Consider the following 25,264-nt stretch of genomic DNA (forward strand, 5'->3'; position numbering starts at 1 on the left):
GGCGGCGGGACCCGGCGCACGGTCCTGGCGGGGGCGCTCGGTGCGGCGGCGGTGACCGCCGTCGGCTGGACGCCGGTCGCGCGGGTGGCCGTGGCCCACGCCGACCCGCCGGCGCCGCCGAACTTCCCGGCGTCGATCCCGCTGTACCGGCAGACATTCCAGAACTGGTCGCGGGAGATCAACGTCACCGGCGTGTGGACCTGCGCGCCGGCGACGCCCGCGGACGTGGTGACCCTCGCCAACTGGGCGCGGGCGAACAACTACAAGATCCGTCCCCGCGGCATGGCGCACGGCTGGTCACCACTGAGCGTCGCCGTCGGGTCGTCCGGCAACAACGTCATCTTCGTCGACACCACCCAGCACCTCACCGCCGTCACGATCACCGGGCCGTCCGGGTCGACCCCGGCGACCGTCCGGGCGCAGACCGGCGTGACGATGGACAGCCTGCTCACCCAGCTGCAGGCCGCTGGCTACGGCCTGACCGCCACCCCCGCTCCCGGTGACCTCACCGTCGGCGGCGTGCTCGCGATCGACGCGCACGGCACCGCCGTCCCCGCCAGTGGCGAGACCCGGGTCCCCGGCACCACCTACGGGTCGCTGTCGAACCTGATCACGTCACTGACGGCCGTCGTCTGGGACTCCGCCACCAGTCAGTACGTGCTGCGCACGTTCAGCCGGTCCGATGCGGCGTCGAAGGCGTTCCTGGCACACCTGGGCCGCGCTTTCCTCACCGAGGTGACGCTGCAGGTCGGCGCCAACCAGCGGCTGCGCTGCCAGAGCTGGTTCAACGTTCCCTGGACGGAGCTGTTCGCGACGCAGGGCTCCAGCGGGCGCACGTTCGCCAGCTACGTCAACTCCGCCGGCCGGGTCGAGGCGATCTGGTTCCCGTTCACCGACACCCCGTGGCTGAAGGTGTGGAGCCGCAGCCCGAACAAGCCACTGCTGTCGCGGCAGGTCTCCAGCCCCTACAACTACTCGTTCTCCGACAGCCTGCCGTCGTCGATCACCGACCTGGTCGGCCAGATCTCGGCCGGCCATCCCGAGCTCGCCCCGACGCTCGGCGGGACGCAGATCGCCGTCGTCGGCGCAGGCCTGATCACCACCTCGACCTGGGACATATGGGGCTGGTCGAAGGACCTGCTCCTCTATGTCCGGCCGACGACGCTGCGCGTCACCGCCAACGGCTACGCGATCCTGACCAGCCGGTCGAACATCCAGCGCGTCATCAACGAGTTCTGCACGTACTACAACAACAAGCTGAACACGTACCGGAACAACGGCCAGTACCCGATGAACGGGCCCGTCGAGATCCGGGTCACCGGGCTCGACGCCGCCGGCGACGTCGGCGTCCCGAGCGCCGGTTCGCCGCAGCTGTCCGCGCTGCGGCCACGGCCCGACCATCCGGAATGGGACGTCGCGGTCTGGCTGGACATTCTCACCGTGCCCGGTACGCCGTACGCGAACCAGTTCTACCGTGAGGTCGAGGCCTGGGTCTTCTCGAACTATTCCGGCAGCTATGCCTCGGCCCGGGTGGAATGGTCCAAGGGCTGGGGCTACACGAACAGCGCCGCATGGGCCGACAGCACCGCCATCGGCACGACGGTGCCGAACTCGCTGCGGACCGGCCAGCCGGGCGGGGACAACTTCGACACGGCGGTCGCGACCCTGAACACCTACGACCCGAACCGCGTCTTCTCCAGCCCCCTGCTCGACGCCCTTCTGCCCTGAGCCAGCCGCCGTGACGGACGCGCCGCGTCCGTCACGGCGACCGCCGTATCGTGGCCCGAGACGACCATGGTGTCCGGCGCGGCGCATCCAGCGGCCGCGGGGGACGAGCTGGGGGGCGAGTGGACGGCGGGCCGGACGACCGGGAGCAGGCGGCGCTGCGCTCCGGGCTGCGCCGGATGCGGACGGTCGCCACCTGCCTGCTGGCGTTCGCCGTCGCGGTCTACATCGCGACCTCGCTGTGGCGTGACGCGCCCTCCTCGGTGGGCTACGTGCGCGCCGCCGCCGAGGCGGGCACGGTCGGCGCGCTGGCCGACTGGTTCGCGGTGACGGCCCTGTTCCGCCACCCGTTGGGCCTGCCCATCCCGCACACCGCGATCATCCGCAAGCGCAAGGACGACCTCGGCCGCGGCCTGCAGTCGTTCGTCTCCACCCATTTCCTCACCGAGGCCATCGTCCGCGACAAGGTCAACCAGATCGAGGTCGCGAACCGGGTGGGCGCCTGGCTGTGCCAGCCCGATCACGCCGACCGGGTCAGCGCCGAGGTCGCCGGCCGGCTCGCGTCCGTCCTGCGCAAGGCGAACGACGAGCTGATCGTCGAGCTGGTCGAGAAGTCGGTCGTGCCCCGGCTGGTGAACGTGCCGCTGGCGCCGGTGCTCGGCGTCCTGCTCGAGCGGGCGCTGGAGGACGGGCTGCAGCACCGCGCCGTCGACGTGCTCCTGGAACAGGCCGAGGACTGGCTGATCAAGAACCCGCATGCGGTGCACGAGGCCGTGCTCGACCGCGCCCCCGGCTTCGCGCCGAAGTGGCTCAACGAGGCGGTCGCGGCCAAGGTCTACGCCGAGGCGGTGAAGCTCGTCGGCGCGCTGCGCGCGGACCGTGACCACCGGATGCGCCAGAGCCTCGACAGCTTCCTCGCCGACCTGGCCGGCAAGCTCAGGTCCGACCCGGACCTGCGTGCCAGGGTCGAGGACCTCAAGGCGCGGGCGCTCGCCTCCCCCGTCGCCGGCGACGCGATCTCCCGGATGTGGGAGACGGCGAAGGGCCTCCTGCTGGACCTGACCACCGACGAGCGCGGCGTGGCCCGCCGCGCGGCGACCACGCACCTGGCCAGCCTCGGCTTCAAGCTCACGGCCGACCCGGAGCTGGCGACCTCCGTCAACCGGACGGCCGCGGACCTCGCGACGCGGGCCGTCGCCCGGTACAAGGGCGACATCGCGGCCATCATCGGCGACACCGTCGCCCGCTGGGAGCCGGCCGAGGCGTCCCGGCGCATCGAGCTGCAGGTCGGCCGTGACCTGCAGTTCATCCGGATCAACGGCACCGTCGTCGGCGCGCTCGCCGGTGTCCTGATTCATCTCATCACCGAGCTCGCCCTGTAGGGCGGTCGGCTCAAGGTCGCTGGCGCGACCCGGACCTCCCAGATCGCTTCGCGATCCGGCAGGTCCGGGAGCTTGCGTAGCCGATCTGGGAGGTCCGGGGCGCGGGGCGCCCTCCCCCCGCCTAGTCTCGGGCTGAGGCATATGACGGTGGTCGGTCGATCTCGGACCATCGAGGTGGCCAGGTTGACACCGCGCCGTCACCAACACCACCAACAGTCGCGACTGGCCGCTCCGGGAGGTGGCCGAGTCACCGCGCGGGCCGTCTGGCAGCATGAGCACGCGTGACGACCGAGCAGGCGCCGGCCGCGTCGTCGCGACGGATCCCGCCGGTCCTCGCCCGGCGGGTGGTACCGGCGGGGTGGCCGGCCTTCGCGCCGGTGGCGCTGGCCGGGCTGGTCGCGGTCATCTGGGTGGCCTACGTCCATCCGCTGGTCCATTTCGACATCGACGTGTTCCTGCGGGCCGGCACCGCCGTCGCCGCCGGGCGCGACCCCTACCCGCGGCCCGGCACCGCGGACGTCTACTCCGGGTTCGCGTTCGTCTACCCGTACCTGGTGGCGTTCCCGTTCGCCCTGCTCGCCTGGCTGCCACGGGGCGGCGCGGCGGCGCTGTTCATCGGGCTGTCGGTGCTGGCGGTGCTCGCCGGCTGCCGGCTGGCCGGGGCGCGACGCTTCCGCCTGTACGCACTGGTGCTGGCGGCGTCGTGCACGATCATCGGGCTGCAGATGGGCACGCTGAACGCGGCGCTGTTCGCCGGGCTCGCGGCACTGTGGCGGCTGCGGGACCGGCCGGTGGCCGCCGGCGGGCTCGCGGCGCTGCTCGTCTACAGCAAGCTCTTCCTGGTACCGCTGCCGCTGTGGCTGCTGCTCACCGGGCGTTGGCGAGCCGCGGCGGTCGCCGCCTGCGCGCTCGGCGCGCTGTTCGGCGTCGGCGAGCTGGCCAGCCCGGTGGACATCGCGGCCTACAGCGACATGCTGGGCGTTCTCGCCCGCGCGGAGGCACCCGCCGGCCTGGGCCTGACCGGGCTGCTGATGAACGTGGGCCTGGGCCTCACGCCGGCGACCTGGGTGGCACGCGCGGTGGCCGCCGCGCTGCTGGCCTCCTGCTGGGCCGTCGGGCGGTGCGCGGCGCGGGCGCAGGCGCGGGCCTGGGGCGCGGGCGACGACGGGCTGCTGTTCGCCGCCACGGTCGCGGCGGCGCTGCTCGCGTCGCCGATCGTGTGGAGCCACTACCTGCTGCTGCTCGCGGCGCCGCTGCTGGTGCTCGAGGGCGGCGAGCGGGCCGGGGCGCTGGCCACGGCGACCGTGGTGAGCTGGCTGCTGGTCACCCCGCACCTGAGCACCCCGCCGGACCTCGTCGTGTCGGCCCTCGTCCTGGCCGCGCTCGCCGCCCGCCCCCTCGCGGGCGCCGCCCGCCGGGCCGCGGGCGAACGCGGGATCGGCCGGCTGGCCACGCTCGCGGTACCCGCGGCGGCGATCGCGGTGCCCGCGTTGGCCGGGCTGGAGCTGTGCTGGGCGCTGGCGCGCGCGCACCACGGTGGCGACGCGGTGACCGGCGCCTACCTGGTGACGCTCGGCCTGCTCGCGCTGCCCGCCTGGGGTGCCCGCCAGGTCCACGGCCGGCCCACGTCCCCGTCGCGGGATCCGCGGACGCCGTACCTAGCCGTAAGCGGGGTCGAGCCGCAAGTGGACGACGAATAGCTCACGGTCGCGCCACCCATCCGGCGCAAGGCCGGTCGGGCATGTACGGTGATAACCCTGACGGCCTCTCACGCCGTCATACGTCCGCGCCACCCGCGAGCCACGCGGTCCCGGCCGGGCGTTAGGTCGGTGCGAGCACGCGCTGGCTCATCCTGTTCGCTGGCCCTTCGGGTCAGCTTCCCGGAGGCCGCGATGTCTGCCCGGGGGGACGACCCCCCGGACCCCCCGATGTCGAGCTTCGCTCGACCGGGGACACAGGCAGCGCGGATCACCGAGAAGCCGACCATTCGGGCCAGCTTCCTGGCAGTCACGAAGTCTTGCCTCGTCCCGTCTGGCGGAGTCCGTCGAACGGGTGGGGAGGGCGGAGTGGTCGGCCGGCGCGGTCCCTGACGGGTCGGCGCCTGGGTGGGTGGTGCGGTCGGCCCGGGGGGTTCCCTCGGTTTCTCTCGCGATGCCGGCCTGCGCGCACACCGGCCGCCGGCACGTGTTGACACATGGGCAGGTGGCCCCGACCTGATCGGTGGATCCACTGTCTCACCCCAGCAACTCCAAAGCTTCTTCCACATACACCACGAGCTCCTCCGCGGGCTCGTTCGGCGGTTCGGCGACGGGTGCCCGGCCGGCCCGGTCGGGCGGACGGTCCCGTTCCGGCGGCGGCTATAGCGGCCATGGCCGCCCGAGCGGCCCGCGCCGTGGTGGCAATGGCGGTGGCGGCGGTATCGGGCGTCGCCCGGCGCCGGTCCGCCCGGCACTGCCGACCCGCGAGCCGCGCCCGCCGGTCGAGTCGTTCGAGGCCGCCGGCCTGCCGGCCCGGCTCGTCCGGGCGCTGGCCGAACGCGGCATCGCCTCGCCGTTCCCGGTCCAGGCAGCGGCGCTGCCGGACGTCCTGGCCGGCGAGAACGTGCTCGGCCGGGCCAAGACCGGCTCCGGCAAGACCCTCGGCTTCGGCCTGCCGATGCTGACCAAGCTCGCCGGGCGCGGCGCCGCCACCCCGCTGCGCCCCCGGGGCCTGATCCTCGTCCCGACCAGGGAGCTCGCCCAGCAGGTCAGCGACGCGCTCGACCCGCTGTCGCGGGCGGTCGGCCTGTGGCTTCGCCCGGTCTACGGAGGAACGTCGATCTCCCGGCAGATCTCCGCCATGCGCCGCGGGGTCCACATCGTCGTCGCCACCCCGGGCCGGCTGCTGGACCTGGTCGAGCGCGGCGCCTGCCAGCTCGACGACGTCGAGATCACGGTCCTCGACGAGGCCGACTACATGTGCGACCTGGGCTTCCTGCCGGCGGTCCGGCAGATCCTGGACGCCACCTCCCCCAACGGCCAGCGGCTGATGTTCAGCGCCACGCTGGACCGCGAGGTCGAGGTGCTCGTCCGGGACTACCTGCCCGATCCGGTGCTGGTCGCCGTCGACCCGGAGAGCAGCCAGGTCACGACGCTGACCCGGCACGCTCTGGAGGCCTCCGACAAGACGAGCCAGCTGGAGGTCGTCACGGCGCTCGCCGGCGGACAGGGCCGCACCCTGGTCTTCGTCCGCACCCAGCGCGACGCCGACCATGTCGCCAGGGACCTGACCCGCGCCGGCGTGCCCGCCGAGCCGATCCACGGTGGCCTGCCGCAGGGCGCGCGCACCCGGGCGCTCGCCGGCTTCGCCGACGGCACCCGCCGGGTGCTGGTCGCCACCGACGTCGCCGCCCGCGGCATCCACGTCGACGACGTCCGCCTGGTCGTGCATCTCGGCCCGCCGGAGGACGCCAAGACCTACCAGCACCGCGGCGGGCGCACCGCCCGGGCCGGCGCCGACGGCGCGGACGTGCTCGTCACCGTCGCCGCCGACCGCGGCAAGGTCCGCGCGATGCTGCGCACGGCTGGCGTCGACGCCCACGTCACACCGGTCGGTGCTGGCGACCCGCTGGTCGCCGAGATCGCCGGCCCGCCGGCGCCCAGGATCGAGCCGGGCTCGATCCCGCCGCCGCGGCAGGCGGTCGACGGCCGACGCCGCGACGGCCGCCCCGGTGAGGGTCGGCAGGGCGAGGGCCGCCAGGGCGCCAGCCGGCAGGCGGGCACCCGCTTCGGCGAGGGCCGGGGCGGCGGTGACCATGCGGGCCGCGCCGGCTTCGGCGGCTATCGCGGTACGGCCGGAAGCGGCCGGACGTCCCGCGACGGCCGCGGCGCCCCCCGCCGAGGCCCCCGCCTCGACCGGCCCCACCACACCGACCACCCCACGCGCGACAGCGGCCCCACCTCCGACACCGCGGCGTCCTGACCTCGCGGCGTCCTGATCTCGCGGCGCCCCGGCAACGGGGCGTCCCGAGGACCAGGCGCTGACGACGTCCTGGTAGGCCGCCGGCTCCGGGAGACCGGCGGCCTACCAGGCTTTGCGCTTCGCTCCCGGCATCGAGCGCTTGCCGCGCAGTGCGGCGCTGATCCTGGCATCCAGGCGCTGCTGGCTGTGGCCGACGTGCCACAGCCCGCACACGCACAGGTAGGCGACAAGATCCGACGAACCGTCGCGACGGAAGCGAAGGTCGTTGCGATGGCGCAGCGCGGCCTGCTCGGTCGGGTACGCCTGCTTTTCCGGACGTGGGCACTTCTTCAAGGTCATGTCCGTTCCCCCCGGCGGATACGCCCAGACGGCCGCCCAACCGGCAAAGCCGCGAATCAAGCGTAGCCGTGCCCGTTCGGCACGAATCCGCCGCGGTTGCGTCGATGACCGGGCAGCGTCGCCGTCCGCAGCGCGCAGTCATTCATCGCCACGCCCGGTCAACCGGCGTGTGGCGCGCGGCAAGCCGCGGCGCCGCACGCCATCGCTCGCTCGCGCGAGCTGGGGCTAGGCGACGGCTGACGCGCCGAGCAGGGCCTTGAGGTCGCCCATGAGGGCGGGGGTGCGGCGGACCTTGTAGGAGTCGTCGAGGCGCAGCAGGGTCGTGCGGTGCGGTGACTGCAGGTGCAGGTGCACCTCCGTCGTGCCGGGGTGGGTGGCGAGCACCTCGCGCAGGCGGTCGACCGTCGGCGCGTTGACGCGCGACGTCGGCAACGTGATCACGATCGGTGGGGTGAGCGCGTGCTCGGACAGGTCGGGCACGGACAGCTCGGAGGCGACCAGGCGGGGCGCGTCCTCCCGCTTGTCGAGCCTGCCCTTGACGATGACGATCGCGTCCTCGGACAGCTGGGTCGCGCAGGTCTCGTAGGTCTGGGGGAAGAACATGACCTCGAGGCCGCCCTCCAGGTCCTCGATGGTCGTGAGCGCCCAGACCTTGCCCTGCTTGGTGACCTTGCGCTGCAGGCTGGAGATGATCCCGCCGATCGTGACGACGGCGCCGTCCGGATAGTCGGCGAGGGCGGGGACTGTGCAGTCCGCCTTCGCCGTCAGGATGTGCGCGACCTCGGACAGCGGGTGGTCGGAGACGTAGAGGCCGAGCATGTCGCGCTCGTGCGCGAGCTTGACGGTCTTCTCCCACTCCTTGTCGGAGAACTCCATGGCGCCGAAGGCGGACGTGGTCGGGTCGTCCTCTACCTCGCCGAACAGGCTCTCCTGGCCCAGGGCGCTCTGCTTCTTCGCCGCCATCACGGCGTCGACCGCCTGCTCGTGCCGCTCGACCAGCCCGCGGCGGGTGTGCCCGAAGCTGTCGAACGCGCCCGCCTTGATCAGCGACTCGATCGTCCTCTTGTTGCAGACGACGGCCTCGACCTTCTCGAGGAAGTCGGGGAACGAGGTGAAGTCGCCCTTCGTCCCGCGGGTGCGCGTGATCGACTCGACGACGTTCGCGCCGACGTTGCGGATCGCGGCCAGCCCGACTCGGATCTCGCTGTCGCCGTGGGGGGTGTAGTCGGCGTCGGAATAGTTCACGTCGGGCGGTAGCACCTTGATGCCCATCCGGCGGCACTCGTTCAGGTAGACCGCGCTCTTGTCCTTGTCGTCGCGCACGGACGTCAGCAGCGCTGACATGTACTCGGCCGGGTAGTTCGCCTTCAGGTAGCCGGTCCAGTAGGACACCAGCCCGTAGGCGGCGCTGTGCGCCTTGTTGAACGCGTAGTCGGAGAACGGGACGAGGATGTCCCACAGCGTCTTGATCGCCGCGTCCGAGTATCCGTTCGCCTTCATCCCCGCGGAGAAGGGGGCGAACTCCTTGTCGAGGATCTCCTTCTTCTTCTTGCCCATCGCGCGGCGCAGCAGGTCGGCCTGGCCGAGCGTGTACCCGCCGACCGCCTGCGCGATCGCCATGACCTGCTCCTGGTAGACGATCAGGCCGTAGGTCGTGCCGAGGATCTCGTCGAGCGAGGTGCCGAGGTCCGGATGGATCGGGGTGATCTCCTGCTGGCCGTTCTTGCGCAGCGCGTAGTTGGTGTGCGAGTTCGCGCCCATCGGGCCGGGCCGGTAGAGCGCGATGACGGCGGAGATGTCCTCGAAGTTGTCCGGGCGCATGAGCCGCAGCAGCGACCGCAGCGGCCCGCCGTCGAGCTGGAACACCCCGAGCGTGTCACCGCGGGCGAGCAGCTCGTAGGTGGTCTTGTCGTCGAGCCCCAGCCCGAGCAGGTCGATCGTGATCCCGCGGTTGCGCTCGACGTTGCGGACGGCGTCGTCCATGACCGTCAGGTTGCGCAGCCCGAGGAAGTCCATCTTCAGCAGGCCGAGGTTCTCGCAGGTCGGGTAGTCGAACTGCGTGATGATCGACCCGTCGGCGTCCCGGCGCCACACCGGGATGTGGTCGATGATCGGCTCGGCCGACATGATGACGCCGGCGGCATGCACGCCGGCCTGGCGGATCAGCCCCTCCAGGCCCTTGGCCGTGTCGATGACCTTGCGGACGTCCGCGTCGGACTCGTAGAGCGACCGGATCTCGCCGGCCTCGCTGTAGCGCTGGTGATTCGGGTCGAAGATCCCGGACAGCGGGATGTCCTTGCCCATCACCATCGGCGGCATGGCCTTGGTGATCCGGTCGCCGACGGCGTACGGGTAGCCGAGGACCCGGGCCGAGTCCTTGATGGCGGCCTTCGCCTTGATCGTGCCGTAGGTGACGATCTGGGCGATCCGGTCGTCGCCCCACTTCTCCGTCACGTACCGGATGACGTCCGAGCGGCGACGGTCGTCGAAGTCGATGTCGATGTCCGGCATCGACACGCGGTCGGGGTTCAGGAACCGTTCGAAGATCAGGCCGTGCGGGAGCGGGTCAAGGTCGGTGATGCCGAGCGCGTAGGCGATCAGCGAGCCGGCGGCGCTGCCGCGGCCCGGGCCGACCGCGATGCCGTTGCGCTTCGCCCACATGATGAAGTCCGCGACGACCAGGAAGTACGACGGGAACCCCATCTGGAGGATCACGCCGATCTCGTACTCGACCTGCTTGCGGTGCCGCTCGTCGATGCCGTCCGGGAAGCGGCGCTCCATCCCCCGCAGCACCTCGGCGCGGAAGAACGACTCCTCGGTCTCACCATCCGGGACCGGGAACAGCGGCATGAGGTTGTGCTTCTTGAACATGCCGGACGTGTCGACCCGCTCGGCGATGAGCAGGGTGGTGTCGCACCCCTCGAGCCAGGCGTCGCTGGTGTCGATCGCCCGCATCTGGTCGGCGCTCTTGAGGAAGTAGCCCGAGCCCTCGAACTGGAACGACGGGTTCGCCACCGTCGAGGCGGTCTGTACGCACAGCAGGGCCGAGTGCGTCTCCCGCTCGGACTCGTAGGTGTAGTGCGAGTCGTTCGTCACGACGAGCTTCATGTTCAGCTTGCGGGCGATGTCGATCAGCCCGTCGCGGACCCGGCGCTCGATCTCGATGCCGTGGTCCATGATCTCGCAGAAGTAGTTCTCCGGGCCGAAGATCTCCTGGTAGGTGGCCGCGGCCTTCAGCGCGAGGTCGGGGTGGCCCAGGCGCAGCCGGGTCTGCACCTCGCCGGACGGGCAGCCGGTCGTCGCCATCAGGCCGGCCGAGTGCTCGGCGATGATGTCCCGGTCCATCCGGGGCCACTTGATGTAGTGGCCCTCGATCGAGGCCCGCGAGTTCAGCCGGAACAGGTTGTGCAGCCCCTCGGCGTTGCGCGCCCACATGGTCATGTGGGTGTAGGAGCCACCACCGGAGACGTCGTCGCTCTTCTGGTGCGGCTCGCCCCAGCGGACCCGCTGCTTGAGCAGCCGGGACTCGGGGGCGACGTAGGCCTCACAGCCGATGATCGGCTTGACGCCCGCGGCGGTCGCCTGCTTGTGGAAGTCGTACGCCCCGTACATGTAGCCGTGGTCCGTGATCGCCACAGCGGGCATCTTCTGCCGCCCGACCTCGGCGAACATGTCCTTGAGCCGGGCGGCCCCGTCGAGCATCGAGTACTCGGTGTGGACATGCAGGTGCACGAACGAGTCGGACACGGCGGGCCTTCCATCCGAGGTCCGGGCCATGGGCCAGGGCGCGGGCCGAGGGCGGGTACGGGACGAGGCACACAGCAGACAGGACACCCAACGCGGGCATCATGCTGATGTCCGGCGATCGGGGTGATGTCGGGGCGGTGCCAGCAGCCTAGCCCCCGGGTCTGACAACCCCGCGGCCGACACGAACACCAGTTCATGATCACCTCGGCCCGGCCGGCCAGGGGGCGTCAGCGGGCCCGTCAGGACAGGGCGAGCTCGCCGTCGTCGCGCGCGGCGGGCACCGTGACCTCGGTGTCCCCGACGCCTCCGGCGGCCCCGGCGCTCCCGGCCCGCGCGGCCGTCGCGGCGGCGGCGCCTGGGCCGTCGAGCCAGCTGTCGATCAGCGCGGTGGTCTGGTCGACCGCCTCCAGCTGCGGCAGGTGGCCGCAGTCGTCGAGCAGCTCCACCTGCCAGTCGGGCCGGCGGGCGGCCGCGTGCCGGGCGGCCGCGACCGGCACCAGCCGGTCCTGGCGCCCGTGGACGAGCAGCGTCGGCGCGGCCACGGCCGCCACCGCCGCGGCCAGCCGCCCGGGCCGCGCGATCTGGCCGATGACCGACCGGGTGGCCGCGACCAGCGCCGTGTCGCTCGCCAGGCCCGCACCGGGCGCCGCCGCCCGTTCGGCCGACAGCGCCACCATCGCCGCGACCGCGTCCGCCGGCACCCGCCGCGGGTCGACGGTCGTGCGTTTCAACGCCTGGCCGACCAGCTCCTCGGTCGTGTAGCGGACCCGCCGCCGCGCGAGCACCAGCGAGCCGACCTTGGGCAGCACCATCCCGGTGAACATCCCGAGGATCGAGGGGTCCGGCGGCCTCAGCCGCGGGATCGGCAACGCCGGCGAGATCAGCACCAGCCCGGCGACCGAGCCTGGGTCGGCCGCGGCCTGCAGGACGCTGATCATCCCGCCCATCGAGTTGCCGACCAGCAGCGTCGGCGCGCCGCCGGACACCGCGGCGAGGAACCCGGCCAGCAGCCGGGTGTTGGCCGCGACATCGCTTCCCCGCTCCCCCACCGGCGTGCGGCCGAAGCCGGCGAGGTCCAGCGCGAGCACCCTGGACCGCTTCGCCAGCCGCGGCGCGAGCGACCACCAGCTGGTGTGCGAGGCACCCAGCCCGTGCACGCAGACCACCAGGGGCCCGTCCGCCGGCCCGCCGAAGTCGGCGTAGTGAACCGGCCCATCCACGTCCGCCCAGCGTGCCTCGCGCCCGGCGGCCTGATCGATATCCTTCATCGGCCCTCCCGCTGCCCGCCCAACCCGCGCCCTCCTGCCTAGCAAAGGACGACGGCGGCGGCCCCGACTGTGACGCAGCTATCTCCCGCCCCGGACATCCGGGGCTCGGCCTCGCCACGCCCGCTCGATACCGTTTTGGCACGGACGTCATGACGCGTCCGTATCGGCACGACCTGCGCGGTACTGATTGTCAGCGAACAGAGGGGGTCTCGCGGATGGAACTGAACGAAGCGGCCGTGTCGGCCGGCGCGTGGGCGCCGCCGGGCCAGCGCGACGCCGGCGCCGAGCAGGTACCGGCCGAGACCGCCCCGGCCGAGTCGGACGTCATCGCGGTGGGCCCCGTGGCCAACCCGAAGCGCCTGCGTCTGGGAGTGCCCGCCTCGGCCTGACCCCTGGCTGACCCTCAGCCAAGGGCCTCAGGCCAGCCGAGGCGCACGCCCGCGGGACGTGCTCGGCCCGCTCCGGTCGCCGGAGCGGGCCGTCGTGCTTTCCGGGACCGGCGCCCGCCGCGTGACCAGCGGCGGCCCCGTAGTGGGGTTCTCTGGACGAGACCACGGCCAGCCCCATTGGCAGGGTGTCGAGAGCACCTTAAGTTTTTGATCATGAGACCCGCTGGGCGCCGCCAGGGCGACATGAGGTTCGGCCGCGAGGAGAAGCGCGGCGGCGCCAAGTACGGTCCCCCTCCCGAGGACGAGCACTCCGACCAGGGGCCGCTCACCTGCGGCGGCTGCGGCGGCACCGGCTACGTCCAGCGCGAGCACCGCGGCGCGCACGCCGTCGACGTCTGTGTCTCCTGCGACGGCCGGGGCCGGATATGAGCGGCCACGACCAGCACGCGCCCCGGGCCCCGCGCCAGACCTGCGCCCGCCCCCGAGAGCAGCCGCCCGCGGCCGCCGGGCCGGCGCCGAGCGACGGGCGGTCCTCCGGCCAGCGCTGCGCCGCCTGGACGCACGGTGACACCGGCGCGGCCCGCCACCAGCCCGGCACGCGGTCCCGCGGCACCGAGCCGCCCGTGTAGATCGATCCAAGGCGGATACGTCCGCCGCCTGTCGGTTTCACCAGCTTCGCGCGGCCATCGGCCGGGTTGGCACAATCGGTGCTCCGGCCGAGCCCAGTGCCGACGCAGGGTCGGGACGGGCGGCGCGAGAGGCAGGCCATGGATTTCGACGACGATCGGGTCGACACCTCCCAGCTCGAGGACCAACGCGGCGGGCGCGGCGCTGGCGGCAAGATCGCGCTGGGTGGCGGGGGCGCCGGCGTCATCGGCGTGGTCATCTACCTGCTGGTGACGCTCCTCGGCGGCGGCGACGGCACGTCGTCCCCCGCGGGCGGGACGGGCGGCGGCGGGACCGAGGCCGGTGCCTCGGCCGCGGCCGACCTGGCCGCCCGCTGCAACGCCTCGGGCGCGATCGACCAGTACGACGACTGCTTCGTGCTGAAGGTCTTCAACGAAGTCAACGAGGTCTGGACCGGCTATTTCCAGCAGCAGGGCCAGACCTACACGCGCCCGACGCTGGTCTACTTCGAGCAGGCCGTCTCGACCGGCTGCGGACAGGCCTCGTCGGAGGTCGGCCCGTTCTACTGCCCGAACGGCCAGCGGGTGTACATCGACCTCGGGTTCCTGCGCCAGCTGCAGGACCAGTTCGGCGCCCAGGGCCGCTACGCGCAGGCCTACATCGTCGCGCACGAGGTCGGCCATCACATCCAGACGCTCACCGGCACGGAGGAGCGGCTGCGCGAGGCACAGCAGGCCGACCCCTCGCAGGAGAACGCGCTGTCGGTGCAGCTGGAGCTGCAGGCCGACTGCTACGCCGGAGTCTGGAGCACGCTGGCCAACAAGGCCGGCAACGTCACCATCGGCCCGTCCGACCTCGACGAGGCGCTGAACGCCGCCGAGGCCGTCGGCGACGACCGCATCGAGCAGAAGGCCGGCGTCGACGTCAACCCGGAGACCTGGACCCACGGCTCCGCCGAGCAGCGCAGGACCGCGTTCCAGACCGGCTCGAGCGGCGCGACCCTCGAGTCCTGCGGCACCGTCCCGCACTGACCTTCGACAGCGCCGCCGGGCGCGTGGCCTCGCCGCCGTCGCGCGCCCGGCCTGTCCGGTGCGGTGCGGGCGTACCGGTCGCAGTCACCTGACTGATGGCGCCCGGGGCCGCCGCGGAAATGATCGGACCGCCGGGGCGCGCCCGCCGGGGCGCGCCCCGGCGGGGCTTGCCGGGCCGGGTGCGCGGGAAGTGCTCGGGCCGCACGGCTGTCATACCGCCTCATTACTCTGAAGTACGTGCTGGCCCGCGGAAGTTCCGCGGGCACCGGAGCGCGCCGGTGCCAGATGCCGCGCGGGCCGGGGCCGCGGCCGCTGTGACGGGAGTCTGACGTGATCTCACGAGTCCGCCTGCCGGGCGTGCACCACTCGGCGCCGGCGAGGTCCGGGCCGCCGCGGGACCCGGCGCCCAAGCCCGCGCCGCCGAAGCCGCCGTTCTGGCGGAGCTGGCTGCTGCCGCTCGGGCTGCTGATCACGGCGCTGCTGCTGTTCGTCCCCAGCATGTCCGGCGGCGGCACGAAGTCGTTCGACTACTCGGACATGCTGGGGCGCGTCAACGCCGGGACCGTCGCCTCGGTGACGATCAACGACAAGGGCGCCGTCGACGGAAAGCTGAAGGACGGCACCGAGTTCACCAGCCAGATCCCCACCGCGCTGGACACGACCGTCCTCTCCACCCAGCTTCAGTCCAAGGGCGTGGCGGTCAAGGGCACGCAGACGGGCGGCTCCTGGATCTCGGTCCTGCTGAGCTTCCTGCCGCTGCTGCTGCTCGTCGGCTTCTTCGTCTGGACGGGACGGCAGGCACGACGGCAGCTGTCCGGCGGCGGTCCTCTCGGCGCCATCGGCCGGTCCAAGGCAAAGATCACCGACTCGGAGCGCCCGGAGACCCGGTTCGCCGACGTCGCCGGCTACGAGGGCGCCAAGCAGGAGATCAGCGAGGTCGTGGACTTCCTGCGGCACCCTGACCGCTACCACCGAGCCGGCGCGAAGGGCCCACGCGGGGTGCTGATGGTCGGCCCTCCCGGCACCGGCAAGACGCTGCTCGCCCGGGCCGTCGCCGGCGAGGCCGAGGTGCCTTTCCTGTCGATCTCCGGCTCCGGCTTCGTCGAGATGTTCGTCGGCGTCGGCGCCTCCCGGGTGCGCGACCTGTTCGCCGAGGCCCGCAAGCGGTCGCCGTCGATCATCTTCATCGACGAGATCGACTCGATCGGTGGCCGGCGCGGCGGCTCGGTGATCGGCGGCGCGAACGACGAGCGGGAGCAGACGCTCAACCAGTTGCTCGCCGAGATGGACGGCTTCGACTCCAGCAGCGGCGTCGTGGTGCTCGCCGCGACCAACCGCCCGGAGACGCTCGACGCGGCGCTGCTGCGCGCCGGCCGGTTCGACCGGCAGGTGACCGTCCCGCTGCCGACCCAGGCGGAGCGGGCGGCGATCCTCGCGGTGCACGCCCGCGGCAAGCAGCTCGGCGACGACGTCGACTTCGACGTCGTCGCCCGCGGCACCCCCGGCTTCTCCGGCGCGGATCTCGCGAACCTGGTGAACGAGGCCGCGATCCACGCGGTGCGCGGCGGCCGGGACATCGTCACCGCCGCCGACCTGGACGCCGCCCGCGACCGGATCCTGCTCGGCCAGCGGGACGCGTCGAACGCGCTGCTGCCCGACGAGAAGCGCTCGGTCGCCTACCACGAGTCCGGGCACGCGCTGGTCGCGGCGCTGTCCGAGCATGCCGACCCGGTCGCGAAGGTGACGATCCTGCCGTCCGGAATGGCGCTCGGCGTCACCCAACAGCTACCCGAGGCGGAACGCCACCTCTACACCGAGGCCTACCTGCTCGACAGCCTGGCCGTCCGCCTCGGCGGCCGGGCGGCGGAACTGGTCGCCTTCGGCTACGGCTCCACCGGCGCGTCCAGCGACCTGGCCGGGGCGACGCAGCTGGCGACGCGGATGGTGCGCGAGTTCGGTCTCTCCCCCGCGCTCGGGCCAGTCGGCTACGGCGGGCGCGAGCAGCAGTTCCTAGGCGGCGAGGAGCTCGTCAGCCGGCCCTACTCGGAAGGCACCCAGCGCGTCGTCGACGACGAGGTCGCCCGCCTGCTGCGCGAGGCAGAGGCCCGGGCCGTCGACCTCCTGCGCACGCACCACGACGCCCTCGACCACCTCGCCGCGCTCCTCCTGGAGAAGGAGACCGTGGACGGCGCCGCCGTCACCGACATCCTGCGCCTGACCTCTCCTCTCCCCCAGAGCGTGGCGGTCGAGGCCGACGGCGAGCCGAGCCTGGTCCTGGCCCAGCAGGCCACGAGTACCTCCGCGGATCTGCCCGCGCAGCAGGCGGCCCCCCAGGCCTGACCGGTTCATCCGCCCATCCCGATGACGATCCCCGAGGGGACGCGGACCCGGCCTAACGGCCGTGATCGCGAGACGGTACGAACAAAATGGACAAAAGGGACGGTAAGAGTGCGGCTCGGACGGCTGTTGTGGTGGCGTCGCGGCGGTGGGACCGCTGGGACGGTGACGCCCGGCGCGCCGTCTCGGGTGCCCGCGCCACGGGCGGCGGGGACAGCGCCAGGGGCATCAGCGCCGGCGCCGCGGACACCGGCACCCGTCGAGAGCGCCGCCGGTGAGGCGGCTGACGAGACCGACGACCTGCTCGACGCGGTGGCCTCGGCCGCGTTCGGGTTCAACGCCCTGCGCCCCGGGCAGCGCGCGGCGATGCGCACGATCGTCGACCGCCGCGACACCCTGTGCGTGCTGCCGACCGGTGCCGGCAAGTCAGCCGTCTACCAGATCCCGGCACTGCTGCTCGAAGGGCCGACGATCGTCGTCTCGCCACTGATCGCCTTGCAGCGCGACCAGGTCCGCGGGCTGACGGAACGTCTGGGCGGGCTCGACGCCTTCGGCGGTGGGAACGGGAAGCCCGGCTCTCCGGGCGCCGCGGTGGTGGCGAACTCGCAGGTCGGCACGCGGGCGCTGGCCCAGGCGTTCGGCGCGATCCGGCACGGCGCCAGCGAGTTCCTCTTCCTCGCCCCGGAACAACTGGCCAAGCCCGAGGTCCGGACGCTGCTACGCGAAGCCGCGCCTTCCCTGTTCGTGATCGACGAGGCGCACTGCATCTCGTCCTGGGGACACGACTTCCGCCCTGACTACCTGCGCCTCGGCGAGGTCATCGACGACCTGGGGCACCCGACCGTCGTCGCCCTCACCGCGACCGCCGCGCCACCGGTGCGCCGCGAGATCATCGAACGGCTGCGGATGCGCGACCCGGCCGAGACCGTCTCGGGTTTCGACCGGCCGAACATCCATCTCGCCGTCCGGACCTTCACCGACGACGCCGACAAGCGCGCCGCGCTCGTCGAGTACGCGGCCGTCGAGGCCAAGCCGGGCATCGTCTACGCGGCCACCCGTCGCGCCACCGAGGAGATCGCCACCGAGATTGCCGCGCTGGGGCTGTCGGCCGAGCCCTACCACGCCGGGCTGGGCGGGGCCCGGCGGCGCCAGACCGAGACGGCGTTCCTCGCGGGCGACCTGGACGTCGTCGTCGCGACCACCGCGTTCGGCATGGGCATCGACAAGCCCGACGTCCGCTTCGTCGCGCACGCCGACGTCGCCGACTCCCTCGACTCCTACTACCAGGAGATCGGGCGGGCGGGCCGGGACGGCGACCAGGCCAACGCGTGCCTGTTCTTCCGCCCCGAGGATCTGGGCCTGCGCCGGTTCTTCATTGCCGGCCCACCCGACCCGGTCCAGGTGCGCCGGGTCGCGGTACTGATGTCGCACGCCGATGGGCCGGTCGCCCTGTCCCGGCTCGCCCAGGAGGCGGATCTCAGCGAGTCGGCGCTGATCCGGCTCGTCGACCTGCTCGCGGCGGCCGGCGCGCTGGCCGTGAACGACGACGGCAGCGTCGAACAACGTCCCGACGCCCCGGACGCGGCGACCGCCGCGGACCGCGCCGCCGCGCGCGCCGAGGCCCGCCGCACGGTCGACAGGTCCCGGGTCGACGAGATCCGCGGCTTCGCCGAGAGCCGTGGGTGCCGCCGCCGCTACCTGCTGACCTACTTCGGCGAGCCCTATGAAGCCGACTGCGGCAACTGCGACCGCTGTGAGGCCGCCGCGGCGGCCCGGCCGGACGGACCGCCGAGTCCGGAGACGGCCGCGCGCGCGGCGGCCGAGCAGGCAATGGCCGGGCACGCGTTCCCGGTCAGCACCAAGGTCCGCCACCAGCAGTGGGGCACCGGTCAGGTCGTCCGGGACGAGGGCGACCGCCTCACCGTCCTGTTCGACGACGCCGGCTACCGCACCCTCGCCCTGGCCGCCATCCTGGCCCGCGACCTCCTCGTCCCCCTCGACCAGGACGGCGTGCCGGCGGCGAACAACTGAGCGGATGCGCGGATGGTCCGCTCCGCACCCGATCGGGTCACCGATCATCCGACTGTGCGCCGTGGCGGTGACGCGGTATGGTCGGACGGCTGGGAATGCCGGGCGTTCGACGGTTCGCGGAGGACGACGGTTCGCGGAGGACGTCGGTGCAGTGGGTGAAGCGCCTGCCAATGCCAGGCCGGCGGCGGCCTGGGCGGGTCGGGCCGCTCGGTGCTGAAGCCGCTCCTGCCGCATGATCCGATGCGGATCGGCCAGTTCGCTCTGGAGGGCCGGCTCGGCGCAGGCGGTATGGGGGCCGTCTACCTCGGCCGGTCCCTGAGCGGACGCGCGGCGGTCAAGGTCATCCTTTCGGAGTACGCGGATAATCCCGCCTTCCGGGAAATGTTCGAGCACGAGGTCCGCCTCGCGCGGCGGGTGGCGGGCATCGGCACCGTACGAGTACTCGACTCCGGTAACGACGCCGGCCGGTTGTACTACGCCACCGAGTTCATCGACGGTCCCACGCTCGAGGAGGAGATTCGCCGCAACGGCCCGATGGAGCCGGCGCGGCTGGAACGGCTCGCGGTCGCCGTGGCAACCGCGCTGACAGCGATTCACCAGGCCCGGACGGTGCATCTGGACCTGAAGCCATCCAACGTACTGCTGTCCGCCGAAGGCCCGCTCGTCATCGACTTCGGCATCGCACGCTCGTTCACCACACTGGACGTCGCCCGTCCGAAGCCGGGGACGCCCGCCTTCATGGCCCCGGAACAGGCACGAGGCAACGCCGCCGAACCGGTCGGCTCGGCGACGGACATCTTCGCCTGGGGCGGACTGGTGATCTACGCGGCCACGGGCCGCCCACCCTTCGGCGACGGCAGCACCCGGGCGCAGGTCTACCGCGTGGTCCACGAGGTACCCGACTGCGCCGGTGTCCCCGAGCCACTGCGCTCGCTCGTCGCCGCCGCCATGGACAAGGATCCGCACCGCCGGCCGTCCGCCACGCAGCTGTACGGCAGTCTGATCGCGACGGCGGGATCCCGAGCAGTCACCGGCGAGGAGGATGACGACAGGGCCGCATCCCGTCTCGACGCATGGCCGCCGATGGCCGAACTGGACCGACCGCGGGACGTCTCCGGACCAGTCGAGGCAGCATCGCCCGACGGTCTCGCCGAGCGCCAGCCCGAGCTGACGCCCCCGCCGTCAGGCAGCGACAAGGTCGCTCGGGGCATGGGGCAGGAGCAGCCGTCATCGCCTGTTCCTTCAGCGGCGGTAACGGTTTCGCGACCACCGCGGCTGGGCGGCCGAGAGGCGCGCGGCCACGGGCGGCCGCCCCGCTGGCTGCTCGCGCTCGCGGGAGTCGTCGTCCTGCTCGCGGTGACGATCATGGCGGTGTTGCTGAGCGCCTCGAACGGCGGGACGCCCGACGAGAAGGGAGCGCCCGGGCCGGGCGCAGCCGCCTTGACGAGCGGAGCCACTCCGACAGCCACACCGACGGCAACGGCAACGGCAAGCCAACCGTCGGAGGAGGTGTGGGCGACGACGCTCGCCGACCTGGACGCGGCCAGGGGACGGGCCTTCGAGCGGGTCGACGAGTCCGCGCTCGCGGATGTCTACGAGGTTGGCAGCGCGGTCTACGCCGCCGACCTCGCCCTGCTGCGCCAGGTCGCCAGCGGGGGCGGGCACGTCCCGGACCTGTCGTACCACTTCCTCGACGTCCAGATCCGCGAGCAGATCCAGGACCGGGTCGTGCTACGGGTCACCTACCAGCTGAACGCCTACGAAATCCTGGACGCGAGCGGCAATGTGCTCGTTCACCAGGACCAGGCCGCACCAGAACACGTCGACATCACGCTGGTCCGGACACCGGCCGGCTGGCGCATCTCCCAGCGAGTCCCGGCCTCCTGATGCGGGCTACCGACGGCCCGGCAACCGCACCGTTCCTGGCCGGCCCAGGGCCGAGTGGACCTCGGCGCCGGACCGGCCCCGCTGCGGGCTTAGCGGTAGGTGAGGTCCGATGGCGAGTAGCGGCAGTAGGTCCCGTCGGCGCCGGTGCCAAGCTTCACCGGTTCGTCGCCGACGTCGTTGCCCTCGTACCGGTCACAGATGCTGATCTTCTTCTTGGTGTCGCCGACAATCGTGATTCCGGAAAGCGTCGCGGTGTCGCCGTAGTTCGAGTTGATTCCGGCGAGCGTCTTCCCCGGCGCGGTGACGGTGACGTTCTGGATGACGACAGCGCGCTGGTACTGGGCCTTGCAGTTCCCGCACGACCGGTACAGCTTCCCGAAGTCCTCCACCTGGAAGTTCCGGATGACCATGGTGCCTGGCCCGTTGTGCTGGAACACCTTGTCGGCCGCGTGCCGGGCGCCGCCGCCGTCGATCGTCATCGTCTGCGCCGCGGACGTGCCCTTGAAGGTCGCCGCGTCCTCGCCGACGTCCTCCCACCAGACGTTGCGCAAGGTGCACGTCCCCAGGCAGTGGATGCCGTCGCCCGCCGGCGTACCGATGATCACGTTCTGCACGGTGCCGCCGTTCGCCACCTCGAACATGGCCGGCTGGCTCTCCCCCTGCCCACCGTCGCCGACGCCGCGATAGCGCCGAAGCCCACCGTCGAAGGTGCCGGAGACCTTGGTGGTGGTGCTGGAGCTGACCTCGCCGGTGGCCTTCGGCCACGCCGCGAGCGCGCCGGTGGTGGAGGTCGCCGCGGCTGACGCCGCCGGCGCCGGCGGCCTCGTGGTGCCGACGGTCGTGGTCGCGGCCGGGGTGGTCCTCACGGGGGTCGAGGACGCGCTGGTCGTCGCCGTCGTGCCGGGTGACGTGCCGGATGGGCCGGTTGGAGGGGCCACCACCGTGCCACCGCCGGTACCCGTCGTGGGTGTGACCGGCTGACACCCTGTCAGGAGGGCGGCTCCACCCAACACGGCCAGGGCGGCGAGCGCCACCGCGCCCTTCGACGCGTTCCGCGTGCGGGCAGGTCCCGCCAGGAGGGCACCCGCCAGGCGAGGCTCGGAGTGCCGGAGCAGATGATCTTTCAGTCGTCGTTGCAAGGCTGACCTCTCGGTCGGCGACCGGCCGATCCCCTCATACTCCCGACCGGCCGCGACGGATCCCCTCCCGCCTATTAGTCGTATTTGCGTGCCGATTGGTTGCCTCTGCGTCGATCTGCGTGGAATCGGCGCGCAGAACCTGGGCGTTCCGTGCCGCTGCTGGCCGGCCGGTGGTCGGCGCGTATCTCACCGAGACTCCGGCGATCAGCCGTTCAGGCGGAATCCCAGGTCGGCGTCGGGGATGGTGGTGTCCATCTGGGCCTTCTGGAGGCGGCCGGAGTAATCCCAGTTCACGGACTGCCAGCGGGTGACCTGGTCCAGGACCCAGCGGCCGGACTGGCGGGAGCCGTTGCCGGAGCGGCCGTTTCCCCCGAAGGGCAGATGGGCCTCGGCGCCGGAGGTGGAGTTGTTGACGCTGACCATGCCGGCGGACACGCCGCGGCGGAACCTGAAGACCGTCGCCGGGTCATTGGTGTAGATCGCGCTCGACAGGCCGTAACCGGGGAGGTTGGCCAGCTCGATGGCCTCCTCCAGGGTGCGGTAGGTGGTCAGGCCGACGATCGGGCCGAACGTCTCCTCGCGGAACAGCTCGTCGTCGGGAAGCAGGCCGTCGACGACGACCGGGTGGTAATAGAGACCCTCGGCCGGGTCTCCGACGAACCCGCGCCGCGGGGCGCCGACGCTGATCCGGCCGACGGCGGTCGAGCCGAATGTCGAGTGGTGGCCGCGGACCAGTTCCAGGTGGCGCTCGTAGCCGGTGGCGAACCTGGTGTCGAGCAGCGGGCCGTACAGGACATCGCGGGTGGGGTCGCCGATCCTCGCGTTCTCGACGGCGGCGGCGAGCCGGCGGCGGAAACCCACGTAGACGGACTCGTGGACGATCAGCGTGCCGAGCGACGTGCACCGCTGCCCGGCGGTCCCGAACCCGCCGAACAGGGCGCCGTCCACGGTCAGGTCGATGTCGGCGTCCGGCGCGACGACCATCGGGTTCTTACCGCCGAGCTCCAGGCACGGCGTCTGCAGGTGCCGGCCGCACAGCTCGCCGATCTGGCGGCCGACCGCCGTCGAGCCGGTGAAGCCAACCTTGTCGACGACCCCGGCCTCGAGCGCCCGCGCGAGGCCGTCGGCGGTCGCCTCCCCGGAGGCCGGGACCATCGAGAGCACACCCGCGGGCAGGCCGGCGTGCTGGGCGAGCTCGGTGAGCGCCCGGGCGCAGGCGGCCGCGTACTCGGCCGGCTTCCAGACGACCGCGTTGCCGCACAGCAGCGCCGGCACGATGTACCAGCTCGGCACCGCGACCGGGAAGTTCCCCGCGGTGATCACCATCATGACGCCGACCGGCTCGCGGAACGTGAACAACTGCTTGTCGGGCATCTCCGACGGCACGGTCTCGCCGTAGAGCCGCCGTCCCTCGCCCAGGAAGAACCGGCAGGTGTCGACGATCTCCTGCACCTCGCCGCGGGCCTCGCCGAGTGGCTTGCCGATCTCCCTCGTCACCAGCCGGGCGAGGGCGTCCGCGTTGTCCTCAACGAGCCGGCCGAAGTTGCCGATCACGGTGCCACGCACCGGCGCCGGCACGTCCGCCCAGCCGCGCTGGGCCACTCTCGCGACCCGCGCCGCGGCGACCAGCACCTCCGGCCCGCCGAGGCGGACCTCCGCGACAACGTCGCCGTGGCGCGCCGGGTTCGTCGACGCGACGGTCGGGCCCTCGGTCTCGATGCCCTCGATCATGGGCGCCACCAGTGGCGGGTGCACCAGGGTCATCGTCAGCTCCCGTCTCCCGTCATGTCCGCGCACGCGGCCAGCCGCCCGCCCCCACCGCCACCGTAAGCGGGCGACGACTCGGTCGCAGGCCGATGGGCCGGGGTCGCCCTGCCCGCCGCCACACCGGCCTCGCCAGCTCCACCGGCCAGGGCCGCCGCCACCCGGCCGAAGGCGGCGAGGGCCGCGCCGATCTCGTCGCCGGTGATCGTGAGCGCCGGACGCACCCGGACCGTGACGTCGCCGGCGGGCAGGGTGAGCACGTGCTCGTCGACGCGCAGCCGGCGCAGGGCCTCGTCGCGGGTGGCGCGGTCGGGCAGGTCGAACGCGCAGAGCAGGCCCAGGCCACGCGGGTTGGACAGCAGCCGAGGATGACCGGCGGCGAGCGCCGTGAGCCCGGCCAGCAGCCGCTCGCCGGCGCGCGCGGCGGCGTCGAAGAGCCGGCCGCGCTCGATGACCTCCAGCATCCGGGTCGAGCGGACCATGTCGACGAGGCCGCCGCCCCAGGTGGAGTTGATCCGGCCAGGCACCCGGAACACGTTGTCGGGCACCTCGTCGACCCGGCCGCCGGCCATCACCCCGCCGACCTGCGCCTTCTTCGCGAACGCGACGACATCGGGCCGCAGGCCCAGGCGCTGGTAGCACCAGGCAGCGCCGGTGGCGCCGACGCCGGTCTGCACCTCGTCAAGGACGAACAGGGCGTCGTGGGCATGCGCGAGCTCGCCCAGGGCGGCCAGGAACTCCGGCCGCAGGTGCCGGTCGCCGCCCTCGCACTGGATCGGCTCGGCGAGGACGCAGGCGATGTCGTGCGAGTGGCGCGCGAACGCCTCCTCGGCCTGGTCGAGGGCCCGCCGCTCGGCGGCGCGCACGGTCGCGAGGCTCGCCGCCGTCACCGGGAACGTCTGCGCCGGGCTGTCGATCCGCGGCCAGTCGAACGTGGGGAAACGGGCGGTCTTGTTCGGGTCGGTGTTGGTGACCGAGAGGGTGTAGCCGCTGCGGCCGTGGAAGGCGTGCCGCAGGTGCAGGACCCGGGTGCCGAGCTCTGGCGGGCGGCCGTGCGCCTCGTTGTGGCGGCTCTTCCAGTCGAAGGCGCATTTCAGGGCGTTCTCGACGGCGAGCGCCCCGCCCTCGACGAAGAACAGGTGCGGCAGGCGCGGGTCGCCGAGCACGCGGGCGAAGGTCGCGACGAACTCGGCGTAGGCGACGGTCGCGACGTCCGGGTTCGCCGGCTTGTTGAGCGCGGCCCGGCCGAGCTCGGCCACGACGTCGGGGTCGTCGGCCAGCTCCGGCGGGTTGACGCCGAGCGGGGCGGAGGCGAAGAAGCTGTACAGGTCGAGGTAGCGCTCGCCGGTGCGGGCGTCGACGAGCGTGCGCCCGCGGCTGGCGGCCAGGTCGACGACCAGGTCCAGACCGTCCACCAGCACGTGGCGCCCCAGCACCGCCGGCACGTCCCGCGGCGCCACGATCACCCGGCCCGTCCCGGTCACACCCGTGCCGCCGCCGTCCGACGAGCGCGGCGCGACGGGCTCGCGGCGGACAGCGCTACCAGTCACGAACGCGGGCACGGCCACGGGACCTCCCCGGATCGCAGAATCGCGAACTCGGCGATACGGCGTCGGGCCCGCAATGCGGGATATCCGC

The 25,264-nt window shown here is 72.7% G+C and carries 16 protein-coding genes and 1 pseudogene; 11 read left to right on the top strand and 6 right to left on the bottom strand.

Going from position 1 to position 25,264, the window contains the following annotated elements:
- The 4 genes from QOZ89_RS15170 to QOZ89_RS15185 all read left to right on the top strand — a co-directional run.
- Nucleotides 1-1,728: cholesterol oxidase substrate-binding domain-containing protein (locus QOZ89_RS15170; RefSeq protein WP_312624073.1), on the top strand; the 1,728-nt coding region annotated here is incomplete at its 5' end.
- Nucleotides 1,729-1,847: 119 nt separating this feature from the next.
- Nucleotides 1,848-3,107, top strand: coding sequence for a DUF445 domain-containing protein (locus QOZ89_RS15175; protein ID WP_312624074.1), 1,260 nt, complete (start codon nucleotides 1,848-1,850; stop codon nucleotides 3,105-3,107).
- 281 nt (nucleotides 3,108-3,388) lie between these two features.
- On the top strand, nucleotides 3,389-4,807 hold the full coding sequence (locus QOZ89_RS15180) for a glycosyltransferase 87 family protein (RefSeq protein WP_312624075.1): 1,419 nt from the start codon (nucleotides 3,389-3,391) through the stop codon (nucleotides 4,805-4,807).
- A gap of 520 nt (nucleotides 4,808-5,327) precedes the next feature.
- Nucleotides 5,328-7,067: a DEAD/DEAH box helicase gene (locus QOZ89_RS15185; RefSeq protein ID WP_116271776.1), complete on the top strand. Its 1,740-nt coding sequence runs from the start codon at nucleotides 5,328-5,330 to the stop codon at nucleotides 7,065-7,067.
- Between the two features lie 102 nt (nucleotides 7,068-7,169).
- Here the strand turns inward: QOZ89_RS15185 and QOZ89_RS15190 are convergent, their stop codons facing one another.
- The 3 genes from QOZ89_RS15190 to QOZ89_RS15200 all read right to left on the bottom strand — a co-directional run bounded on the left by QOZ89_RS15190 (nucleotide 7,170) and on the right by QOZ89_RS15200 (nucleotide 12,421).
- Nucleotides 7,170-7,406, bottom strand: coding sequence for a hypothetical protein (locus QOZ89_RS15190; protein WP_071052774.1), 237 nt, complete (start codon nucleotides 7,404-7,406; stop codon nucleotides 7,170-7,172).
- Between the two features lie 225 nt (nucleotides 7,407-7,631).
- Entirely contained in the window at nucleotides 7,632-11,153 is a 3,522-nt protein-coding gene (gene dnaE, locus QOZ89_RS15195; protein WP_312624076.1) for a DNA polymerase III subunit alpha, read from the bottom strand.
- 239 nt (nucleotides 11,154-11,392) lie between these two features.
- On the bottom strand, nucleotides 11,393-12,421 hold the full coding sequence (locus tag QOZ89_RS15200; protein WP_312624077.1) for an alpha/beta fold hydrolase: 1,029 nt from the start codon (nucleotides 12,419-12,421) through the stop codon (nucleotides 11,393-11,395).
- A 215-nt stretch (nucleotides 12,422-12,636) separates the two neighbouring features.
- On the opposite strand from QOZ89_RS15200, the gene QOZ89_RS15205 reads away from it, so the two are divergent.
- The 6 genes from QOZ89_RS15205 to QOZ89_RS15230 all read left to right on the top strand — a co-directional run bounded on the left by QOZ89_RS15205 (nucleotide 12,637) and on the right by QOZ89_RS15230 (nucleotide 20,723).
- Entirely contained in the window at nucleotides 12,637-12,810 is a 174-nt protein-coding gene (locus QOZ89_RS15205) for a hypothetical protein (RefSeq protein WP_198543526.1), read from the top strand.
- Between the two features lie 213 nt (nucleotides 12,811-13,023).
- The gene (locus QOZ89_RS15210) at nucleotides 13,024-13,239 is read left to right on the top strand and encodes a hypothetical protein (RefSeq protein WP_232794154.1); all 216 of its coding nucleotides are present in this window, start codon (nucleotides 13,024-13,026) and stop codon (nucleotides 13,237-13,239) included.
- 338 nt (nucleotides 13,240-13,577) lie between these two features.
- On the top strand, nucleotides 13,578-14,468 hold the full coding sequence (ypfJ, locus tag QOZ89_RS15215) for a KPN_02809 family neutral zinc metallopeptidase (RefSeq protein WP_071052772.1): 891 nt from the start codon (nucleotides 13,578-13,580) through the stop codon (nucleotides 14,466-14,468).
- A 330-nt stretch (nucleotides 14,469-14,798) separates the two neighbouring features.
- Complete coding sequence (gene ftsH, locus QOZ89_RS15220) at nucleotides 14,799-16,808, top strand: ATP-dependent zinc metalloprotease FtsH (protein ID WP_071052771.1); 2,010 nt, start codon at nucleotides 14,799-14,801, stop codon at nucleotides 16,806-16,808.
- 108 nt (nucleotides 16,809-16,916) lie between these two features.
- Nucleotides 16,917-18,836 (top strand): RecQ family ATP-dependent DNA helicase, encoded by a 1,920-nt coding sequence (locus tag QOZ89_RS15225; RefSeq protein ID WP_241842248.1) that lies wholly within the window; start codon nucleotides 16,917-16,919, stop codon nucleotides 18,834-18,836.
- Between the two features lie 210 nt (nucleotides 18,837-19,046).
- Nucleotides 19,047-20,723, top strand: a complete 1,677-nt coding sequence (locus QOZ89_RS15230) for a serine/threonine-protein kinase (protein ID WP_312624078.1) — start codon at nucleotides 19,047-19,049, stop codon at nucleotides 20,721-20,723.
- Between the two features lie 89 nt (nucleotides 20,724-20,812).
- On the opposite strand, the pseudogene QOZ89_RS15235 reads toward QOZ89_RS15230, so the two are convergent.
- Nucleotides 20,813-21,430 (bottom strand): annotated as a pseudogene (locus tag QOZ89_RS15235) (pectate lyase); the annotation flags it as partial.
- A gap of 13 nt (nucleotides 21,431-21,443) precedes the next feature.
- On the opposite strand from QOZ89_RS15235, the gene QOZ89_RS15240 reads away from it, so the two are divergent.
- Nucleotides 21,444-21,704 carry a hypothetical protein gene (locus tag QOZ89_RS15240; RefSeq protein ID WP_241842261.1) on the top strand — a complete coding sequence of 87 codons (261 nt, stop codon included), beginning with the start codon at nucleotides 21,444-21,446 and terminating at the stop codon, nucleotides 21,702-21,704.
- Between the two features lie 362 nt (nucleotides 21,705-22,066).
- Here QOZ89_RS15240 and QOZ89_RS15245 read toward each other — a convergent pair whose 3' ends face one another.
- Nucleotides 22,067-23,626, bottom strand: coding sequence for an aldehyde dehydrogenase family protein (locus QOZ89_RS15245; protein WP_312624079.1), 1,560 nt, complete (start codon nucleotides 23,624-23,626; stop codon nucleotides 22,067-22,069).
- 2 nt (nucleotides 23,627-23,628) lie between these two features.
- On the bottom strand, nucleotides 23,629-25,194 hold the full coding sequence (gene lat / locus QOZ89_RS15250; RefSeq protein ID WP_397428778.1) for an L-lysine 6-transaminase: 1,566 nt from the start codon (nucleotides 25,192-25,194) through the stop codon (nucleotides 23,629-23,631).
- Nucleotides 25,195-25,264 lie beyond the last annotated feature (70 nt).

It is taken from the genome of Pseudofrankia coriaricola, from assembly GCF_032027725.1.
Lineage (GTDB): Bacteria > Actinomycetota > Actinomycetes > Frankiales > Frankiaceae > Pseudofrankia.

Coding starts and splice junctions, on each gene's coding strand:
- QOZ89_RS15190 (WP_071052774.1), bottom strand. CDS start 7,406: ATGACCTTGAAGAAGTGCCCACGTCCGGAAAAGCAGGCGTACCCGACC.
- QOZ89_RS15200 (WP_312624077.1), bottom strand. CDS start 12,421: ATGAAGGATATCGATCAGGCCGCCGGGCGCGAGGCACGCTGGGCGGAC.
- QOZ89_RS15205 (WP_198543526.1), top strand. CDS start 12,637: ATGGAACTGAACGAAGCGGCCGTGTCGGCCGGCGCGTGGGCGCCGCCG.
- QOZ89_RS15210 (WP_232794154.1), top strand. CDS start 13,024: ATGAGACCCGCTGGGCGCCGCCAGGGCGACATGAGGTTCGGCCGCGAG.
- ypfJ (WP_071052772.1), top strand. CDS start 13,578: ATGGATTTCGACGACGATCGGGTCGACACCTCCCAGCTCGAGGACCAA.
- QOZ89_RS15245 (WP_312624079.1), bottom strand. CDS start 23,626: ATGACCCTGGTGCACCCGCCACTGGTGGCGCCCATGATCGAGGGCATC.